The 8,412-nt window shown below is 63.8% G+C and carries 6 protein-coding genes; all 6 read left to right on the forward strand.

The annotated features are described in order from the left end of the window. On the forward strand, positions 1-1,432 hold a 1,432-nt coding region (locus tag AC11W3_RS15095), incomplete at its 5' end, for an AMP-binding protein (RefSeq protein ID WP_484093267.1). Positions 1,433-1,434: 2 nt separating this feature from the next. Next, entirely contained in the window at positions 1,435-1,674 is a 240-nt protein-coding gene (locus AC11W3_RS15100; RefSeq protein ID WP_484091727.1) for an acyl carrier protein, read from the forward strand. Positions 1,675-2,170: 496 nt separating this feature from the next. Beyond that, positions 2,171-2,845, forward strand: a complete 675-nt coding sequence (locus AC11W3_RS15105; protein ID WP_484093268.1) for a response regulator — start codon at positions 2,171-2,173, stop codon at positions 2,843-2,845. 373 nt (positions 2,846-3,218) lie between these two features. Further along, complete coding sequence (locus AC11W3_RS15110; RefSeq protein ID WP_484088696.1) at positions 3,219-3,647, forward strand: cytochrome C; 429 nt, start codon at positions 3,219-3,221, stop codon at positions 3,645-3,647. 27 nt (positions 3,648-3,674) lie between these two features. Beyond that, the gene (locus AC11W3_RS15115; RefSeq protein ID WP_484088721.1) at positions 3,675-6,764 is read left to right on the forward strand and encodes a PKD domain-containing protein; all 3,090 of its coding nucleotides are present in this window, start codon (positions 3,675-3,677) and stop codon (positions 6,762-6,764) included. 284 nt (positions 6,765-7,048) lie between these two features. Beyond that, positions 7,049-8,412 (forward strand): phytoene desaturase family protein (locus AC11W3_RS15120; protein ID WP_484093269.1); only part of this gene is annotated, 1,364 nt, incomplete at its 3' end.

Here is an 8,412-nt window from a genome sequence, read left to right on the forward strand (position 1 = left end):
GCCGGGCGACATCTTCTTCACCTTCCTCCCCAAGATGCCGGAGCAGTTCTTCGCCTTCCTGGGCGCACTCAAGCTGCAGGTGGTCGCGGGGACCCTCTTCTCCAACTTCGGGGAGGAGGCGGTGCTCGACCGGGTGGGGGATTCCGGGGCCAAGGGGATCATCACCAAGAAGAGCTTCCTGAAGAAGATCTCCCGCATCAGGGACCGGCTCCCGGCGCTGCGCTTCATCATCGTGGTCGATGCCGAGGAGCACCTGGCCGAAGACATGCTAAGCTATAGGCTGCTGATGGAGGAGGCTTCGGAGAGTTTCACCGTGGCCTCCACCCCGCCCGAGACCCCCTCGGTCCTGCACTACACCTCGGGCTCCACCGGCAAGCCCAAGGGAGTGCTGCACGCCCACCGCTCGGTTCTCTCCCAGAGCTACACCGCGCAGTTCGTGCTCGGCCTCTCCTGCGACGACGTCTTCTGGTGCACCGCCGACCAGGGTTGGGTCACCGGCACCTCCTACGGCATCATCGGCCCCTGGAGCCTGGGCGTCACCCAGATCCATTTCGGCGGGGGGTACGATCCGCAGGCCTGGTTCCGTATCCTGCAGGACCACGAGGTCACGGTCTGGTACTCGGCCCCCACGGCGCTGCGGATGCTCATGCGAGAGGAGGACGCCCTGTACCGGGCGTTCGACCTGGGGAGGCTGCGCCATATCAGCTCGGTTGGCGAGCCGCTGAACCCGGAGGTCAACCACTGGGCGCGCCGCGCCATCGGAAAGGAGATCTACGACACCTGGTTCCAGACCGAGACCGGCGCCATCATGATCGCCAACCGCCCGGGGCTGGAGATCCGCCCGGGGTCCATGGGTAAACCGGTCGAGGGGGTCGAGCCGGCCATCATCGACGACGACGGCAGCCACATCGTGGACGGCAGACCGGGGAACCTCTGCCTCAAGGTCGGCTGGCCCTCGATGTTCTCCACCTACCTCAACAACCCATCGGTCTACGCTAGCCGCATCAGGAACGGTTACTACTACACCGGCGATACCGCCTGCCGCGACGCGGACGGCTACTACTGGTTCCGCGGGCGCAGCGACGACGTGATCAACACCTCGGGGCACCTGATCAGCCCCTTCGAGATCGAAAGCGCCCTCATCGAAGTCGCCGAGGTGGCCGAATCAGGGGTCATCGGCGCTCCCGACGAGCTGGTCTTCGAGAAGGTCATCGCCTTCATCTCGCTGCACCGCGGGGTGGTGTATGACCGGGCACTGGAGCTTAAGATCAGGCTGCACATAACCAACAAGCTCTCGTCGGTGGCGACACCGCACGAGATCATCTGCATCGAGTCGATCCCCAAGAACAAGAGCGGCAAGATCATGAGGCGTTTGCTGAAGGCGCGTTACCTCGGTACCGACGCCGGCGACCTTTCCACACTGGAGGAATAACCATGGACATTCTGCAAGAGCTGACCCCCGTCTTTCACGAAGTCTTCGACGATGACAGCATCGTCCTGACCCGCGAGACCACCGCCAACGATATCGACGCCTGGGACTCCCTTAGCCACATGAACATGATCATGGCGGTCGAGATGCACTTCGGCATCAGGTTCTCGGTCGCCGACCTCCCGGGGCTGAAAAATGTGGGGGACCTGGCCGACCTGGTCGAGAAGAAGCGGGCCAAGAAGTAAGCCGAAAAGATACCGTGGTGATTTGTTGATGTAGTAGGGGCGAGTTGACCTTCGCCCCTACAGTCGTGTCATGGCTACGTGATGCCCTCCCCCTCCGGGGGAGGGTGGCCGAAGGCCGAGTGAGGGTGGGGGCACTTGCCGACACTGTTGCTGCGCAGTGGCTCTCCCTGAGGGCGAGGGGGAACTCGCACCGTGCCCTTCCGGGAAGAGGGGCACCGGGGAAGGTGCTTGTGCGGAAGTCGGTGGCCGTTGCGTCCCCCCCTTGTCAAAGGGGGGACAGGGGGGATTTGCTTTTGTCGGCATCGTTGCCGCGGTTCGCGCCCGGAAGGGCGCTCCTACGAAAGGGAGAGCCGGTACCGCATGGCTTGCGTCCCTCTTGACATTCAACACAGTTCTCTCCCGCTTGCGCGCCGAAGCGCTTCAGCGCGCAGGCCCGGAGGGCGGGGGGGCGCGGGGCGGCCAAGGTTCAAGCAGCGAAGAGTTGAAGGAGGATCTAATGGAAGGAAAGCACCGCGTGGTGGTGGTCGACGATCATCCCCTTTTCCGGGAGGGAGTGAAGGGTCTGGTGGAGCGCAGCGGCGACTACCGCTGCGTCGGCGAAGCGGGGAGCGGCGCCGAGGCGCTGGCCGTCGCCCGGGAAGTCTCCCCGGACCTGTTGATCATGGACATCTCCCTCCCGGACATGAGCGGCATCGAGGCGGTGCGGGAGATCGTGAGCGAGTTCCCTGCCATCCGGATCCTGATGCTCACCATGTACCCGAACCTGGACTACGTGACCGAGGCATTCAAGGCGGGAGCCCGCGGCTACGTCGTCAAGGAGGCCACCACGAATCGGCTGGTCCAGGCCATGGACGCGCTCTCCCAGGGAGAATACTTCCTGGACGGCCAGGTCTCACAGGACATCATCACCAGGCTCACCGAGAGCGGTTCCCCGACTTCCGCGGCTCCCGACGAGCGCTACGCCCTCCTCTCCCCGAGGGAGCAGCAGGTCATGCGGCTGATCGCGGAGGGGGTAGCCTCCAGGGAAATCGCCGCCACCTTGGGGGTAAGCCTCAAGACCCTGGAGAACCACCGCGCCAACCTCATGAAAAAGCTCGACGTCCACAGCAAGATGGACCTGGTCAGATACGCCGCCCGACTGGGTGTCATAGACCTCGAACAGTGGAAGTAGCCTAGGAGCATCGACCACGGTTGGAGGTGCAACCGTGGTCATCGCCTTGATGGGGTAAATACCCCAGAGATCCACCCCGCCCTGGGGTATTTACCCCAAAAGTCCTCATATCACCCCCAGCTCCCCATCCTGCCCCGTAATGGCACCTCCATCTTTTTCTCGCAACATCGCAGAGTTACAAATTAAACACCGCTAACGCAGAATAGGGCACGCTAAGTGCTACTGAGGACCAGCTCTCTTCAGATGGAGGGGCATTCCGCCAGGTACCCCCATACCTACGGACGGCGGCCGTCACACGCCCCCGATCCTCCCCCACCATCGCCGGCTGCACCGTCTGGTATGCGATGTACTATTTCATGAAAAGGAGATCCAGATGAGAAGAACCACTAGAAGGAGGGGCGCGGTCGCTGTTTCGTGCGCAGCCCTGCTGGGTGCCGCAGCGGCAACAGCGCTGGCCTCTCCGACCAACCACGGCTCGATCGTGCTCAAGGACGCGGGCGGGACGGCCATCACCAGGAACGCCGATGGCTCCGCCAAGGCCTTCAGCATGAAGACGACCTGTTTCGGCACGGCGGGCTGCCACGGCGACAGCAGCGCCGGCGGCAAGGCTGTCTACAGCTACGACGACATCGAGCGTCACTCCTACCATGCGCAGCTCGGCGCCAACGAGATGCGCGGCTTCAACCCCTTCAACATCGACGCCTACGACCCCTACACCAACACCGGGGACAAGTGGCGCGCCGGCGCAGGGCCCCAGGGAAAGAACTGGGTGCAAAGCCCCGGCCACGTGGGGTCTTGGTGACCGCCCTCCGCTCGCCAGTTGGCGAGAGTGTTTAAGGACGGCAACGGCACCACCTACGATCCCGCGGCGGCAAAATTCACCAGCACCCCCTTCGGCATGACCCTCCCGGCAGGAAAATCCCTGGCTACCGACCTGGTGGCCACCCCCTATTACACCCCCTTCAGCTGGAGTACCGCCGCCCTCTTTGCGCAGCAGGCGGACAACTCCGTGGCCGGAGAGATGCGCGACTGCGGCGAATGCCATGTCGGCGGCGGCATGATGGAATACATCGTCGATCCGGCCAAGACTACGGCGACACCTTACGATCCCTCCAAGCGCACCTCGCTGCGCGACTACCTCTTCGGCGGCGCCATCACCGCCTTCAACACCTTCATCGACATCTTCAACCCCGATCCGCTCAAGCGTGGCGACGTGGTGGTGCAGGATTACGCCCAGACTGGCGTCCTGGAGATGGACTGCCTCATCTGCCACCAGAACGACTACAACTGGGCCAAGCGCAAGGAAGCCGTGCGCAAGGGTGAGTACGACGCCTCCCGCGCCCTGGGCGCCAACCTCGCCACCGCGGCCAAGGACGGGGTGACCGTCTTCTACAACTCCACCTCGGTCAGCGTCAATCCGCAGGGCGAGCTGACGGTCAACCTGGCCGCCAAGCTCAACGCCAAGCCGGCCTCCGCCCAGTGCACAAGCTGCCACATGGGAACCGCGCAGGAGAAATACCAGGTCGACTGGAAGAAGCGCGGCGAGATGTGGAGCGCCACCGACGAGAACGGCAAGGAAATCTTCACCGAGGTCCACTCCGGCATCGGCTGCATGGGCTGCCACGAGCGCACCGACAAGTCGGATACCACCGTCGGGACTACCGGCCTGACCAGCACCGCGAAGCTCAGCCTGTGCGACCCCGCCAAGGGTAGCGCCTCACCCTTCGAGGCCCTCTGGAACCAGCTCGACGGGAAGCTCTTCAAGGACTGCAAGGGTTGCCACGAACCGGCCAGCGCCCCCACCTACTACACCTACGGCGCGCCCAACTCCCAGTCGGCACATTACCGCGCGGGTCTGACGGCCAAGGTGGCCTACGACAACGCTGGGAACAAGGTGAGCCACGTCGAGCTGATGGACTGCACCGCCTGCCACGTCAAGAAGAGCGGCTTCACCGGCGGCGCTTTCGTCGATGGGAGCGGGGCCGACGAGGAAGGACGCCTGGCAGTGCACGACACCGAGACCGTGGCCAAGGACATGAGCAACGGCACCGCGCTCAAGTGGTCCAACGGCAAGCTCTACGCCGTCAACCTGCTGACGTCCCTCTTCTGGCGCGACATGAACGGGCTGAAGACCGCCAACGGCGGCCTCGACGCCAACAGTGACGGCCGCGAGGCCGGGATGGACGCTCTGCTCCAGACCCACGTGAACAACGTCAACATCAAGAACGGCCTCCATGCCCTGACTGTCAAAGGGAGCATCGACGCCAACGACATCAACACCCAGAAGACCGCTCTGTCCAACGGCATCAGGGAACAGCTGGGCGTCACCGGCACCACGCAGGCGACCAACGCCTTCCTGCCCAAGCTCTCCTTCCTGATGGTCCCCTTCAAGACCAGCCACAACGTCGACATCAAGGACAAGGCCTGGGGCATCAAGGGTTGCAAGGAGTGCCACAGCGCCCCCGGCACCGTCGTAGCCGCCAACGATACGGACAACAGGACCGGCCAAGCCTACACCGCCGGCGGCTTCTACAACGGGGCTTATCCGATCAACGGCAACCTGGACGGCAAGTTCAGCTTCGATTCCGACCAGGTCACCACCTTCACCAAGGTCAACGGCCTGGTCGACGTCACCGATTCGCATCCCAACGTGGTGAACAAGAAAGGGGATCGCACCGTTCCGGTGAAGCTCCTGACCAAGTTCGATACCCCGTACGTCCAGACGAAGACCGCGGGGCAGACCCTGAGGAACATCGACAGAAGCGAGGTCATCTACGAGGACGTCTTCCAGACCCGCGACACCACCTGGTATGACGAGTTCACCCCGCTGCAAGGCGGCGCCATCGCCGCGGCCTGCAACTCGGCCAGCCCATTCTACTGCGAAGACCCGGCCTACATCTTCAACGCGGCCAAGAAAGGGGCTACCTCCACCATGGGATGGACGCTCAAGGTCGAGGTGACCGCCGACAACGGCGCCACCATCACCGCCCGCACCAAGACCATTACCGACGACAAGGTCGTCTCCGTCGACGGTATCGTCGCCGCCCTGGGTGCGGCCTACACCGACAACCCCGACTTCACGGTGGTGACGGTAAACGGCAACGCCCTGAAGCTCACGGCGAAGAGCGGCAAGAAAATCCGCATCAGCGCCATGTCCGATGTGGGTCCCTTCGGGCTGAAAGGGAAGCTCTGGAAGGCTGCCCCGATCGTCCGCCCGGCCGGAGCCTATAACGGTCGCACGGACTACGTCAATTACCTGAACACCATCACCCGGGAAAGTGCCGGGATCGCCGCCGACCCGGTGGCAGTGATCGACACCATCGACGGCAAGCTCGCCACCGGGGCCACCTCCATCCCGCTGGTCAAGGGAAGGAGCTATGCGCTCAACGCCGCCAACCCGGCTTCCACCACCACCTACAGCTGGGACACCAACGCCGGGGTGACCGTTGCCGCGGGACCCGCGACCTCCGTCACCTTCCCCAAGGTCGGCACCTGGAGGATCACCCTCACCGCCACCAACCCCGATGGTAAGATGGCAACAAGGATGCAGAAGGTCAACGTAGTGGAACCCGTGCTGGTGAGCCTGACCAGCACCCCGGCCTCGGCCTACGAGACCGTCACCGTGACCCCGACCGTCGGCACCCCCTACACCGAGACCCGGTTGATGACCACCGTGCCGGTGACCATCGCGAGTGGGCTCGTGTACGACAAGGTGAAGATCAACTGGGGTGACGGCAGCAAGGCCACGACCGTGGCCACCAGCAGCCTGACCGATCAAAAGCACCAGTATCTGCGATTTGACAAGTTCAAGTACACCCAGAGCGGCGTGGCAGGATACCGCTACACCACGACCTTCCAGCTCTTCAACGGCACCACGCTGGTTGGCTCGCAGTCCTTCAAGGTCTTCGTAGCCAATTAGGAGAAGAGGCAGGAATGCAGTCAGGCAGTACCGGCCCGGGGCGAAAGTCCCGGGCCGTTTTTTTAGGCTCCAGCGCTCTTACTTATCGATCCCCATTGTGGCCCTCCACCTCCCTCTCCGCACGAGGGAGGCGTGCTGTAGCCGCGTGGACGGAAGGGGCTGGCGGGGCGGAAGCTTACCGACGACCTCGTGGAGGTTTGCAACCATTGCGCAGAGAGATAATTTCAGTAGGCTTTTTGAGTGGATGAGAAATCGTGGGCACGTTTAGAGTAAGCGAGGCAGAGATGGCCAGCACAGTCCCGAAAGGGGAAGTCATCGTCGTCGGATCAGGTCCAAACGGGCTCTCCGCGGCGGTCGAGATGGCGAGGAACGGTTTTGCCGTGACGGTACTCGAGGCCGCCGAGACTATCGGGGGCGGGACCCGTACCGAGCATCTCACCCTGCCCGGATACTGCCATGATGTCTGCTCCGCCATCCACCCGCTGGCTGTGTCCTCTCCGTTTTTCAGCCAGCTGCCGCTGGAGCGCCACGGCCTTGCCTGGATCTTCCCCCCCGCCTCGTTGGCCCATCCCTTCGACGACGGAACAGCGGTCATGCTGGAGAGAGGCATCGACGCCACCGTGGCGACTCTCGACCCTGAGGACGAAAAAAACTACCGGAAACTTATCTCCCCTCTCTGCGACACGTGGGACGAGATCAAGTCGGACCTGCTCGGCCCCCTGGGCGTTCCGAGCCATCCTCTTGGCGTCGCCCGATTCGGCCTGCACGCCGTCCGCTCCGCCGTCAGTGTCGCCAGCGGCAGCTTCGCTGGACCTCGCGCCCGCGGCCTCTTCGCGGGGCTATCGGCACACTCCTTCCTGCCGCTGGAGACCCGGGGGAGTGCGTCTTTCGGACTGGTGCTGGCGGTGCTCGGACATGTGGCGGGATGGCCGGTGGCGGCTGGCGGATCGGGCGGCATATCGAGAGCCCTTGCCGGCTACCTCACCTCGCTCGGCGGCCAGATCCAAACGGGAAGAGCTGTGGTAACCGTGGACGATTTTTCCGCAGACAAGATCATCGTGCTCGACGTGACACCGCGCCAGCTGGTGGCGATCGCCGGGCACAGGTTCGACAGCCGCTATCGCCGCCGCCTCATGGCCTACCGGTACGGCCCCGGTGTCTTCAAGATCGACTGGGCCCTCTCCGGCCCGATTCCCTGGCGGGCCAAGGAGTGTCGCCGGGCGGCAACGGTGCACCTGGGCGGAACGATGGAGGAGATCGCAGGCTCGGAAAGGGAGATCTGGAAAGGTGGGCATCCGGGGAGGCCCTTCGTGCTGGTGGCCCAGCAGAGCCTCTTCGATCCCGGCCGCGCACCCGAGGGAAAGCACACCGGCTGGGCCTACTGCCACGTGCCCAACGGCTCGCGCTTCGACATGACCAGCAGGATCGAGGCCCAGATGGAACGGTTCGCCCCCGGATTCAAGGAGCTGATCCTGGCCCGCCACGTGCGGGATACGGCGGGATACCAGGCTTACAACCAGAACCTGATCGGCGGCGATATCAACGGAGGGGTCCAGGACCTGCGCCAGATCGTGGCGAGGCCGGTGGCCGGGCCGAGACCGTACGCCACAACCGACAAGCACATCTATATCTGCTCCTCATCCACCCC

It is taken from the genome of Geomonas sp. (genome assembly GCF_056994735.1).

What these genes read in the sequence shown, in the direction of transcription:
- AC11W3_RS15100 (WP_484091727.1), top strand. Translation starts at nt 1,435, where the DNA reads ATGGACATTCTGCAAGAGCTGACCCCCGTCTTTCACGAAGTCTTCGAC.
- AC11W3_RS15105 (WP_484093268.1), top strand. Translation starts at nt 2,171, where the DNA reads ATGGAAGGAAAGCACCGCGTGGTGGTGGTCGACGATCATCCCCTTTTC.
- AC11W3_RS15110 (WP_484088696.1), top strand. Translation starts at nt 3,219, where the DNA reads ATGAGAAGAACCACTAGAAGGAGGGGCGCGGTCGCTGTTTCGTGCGCA.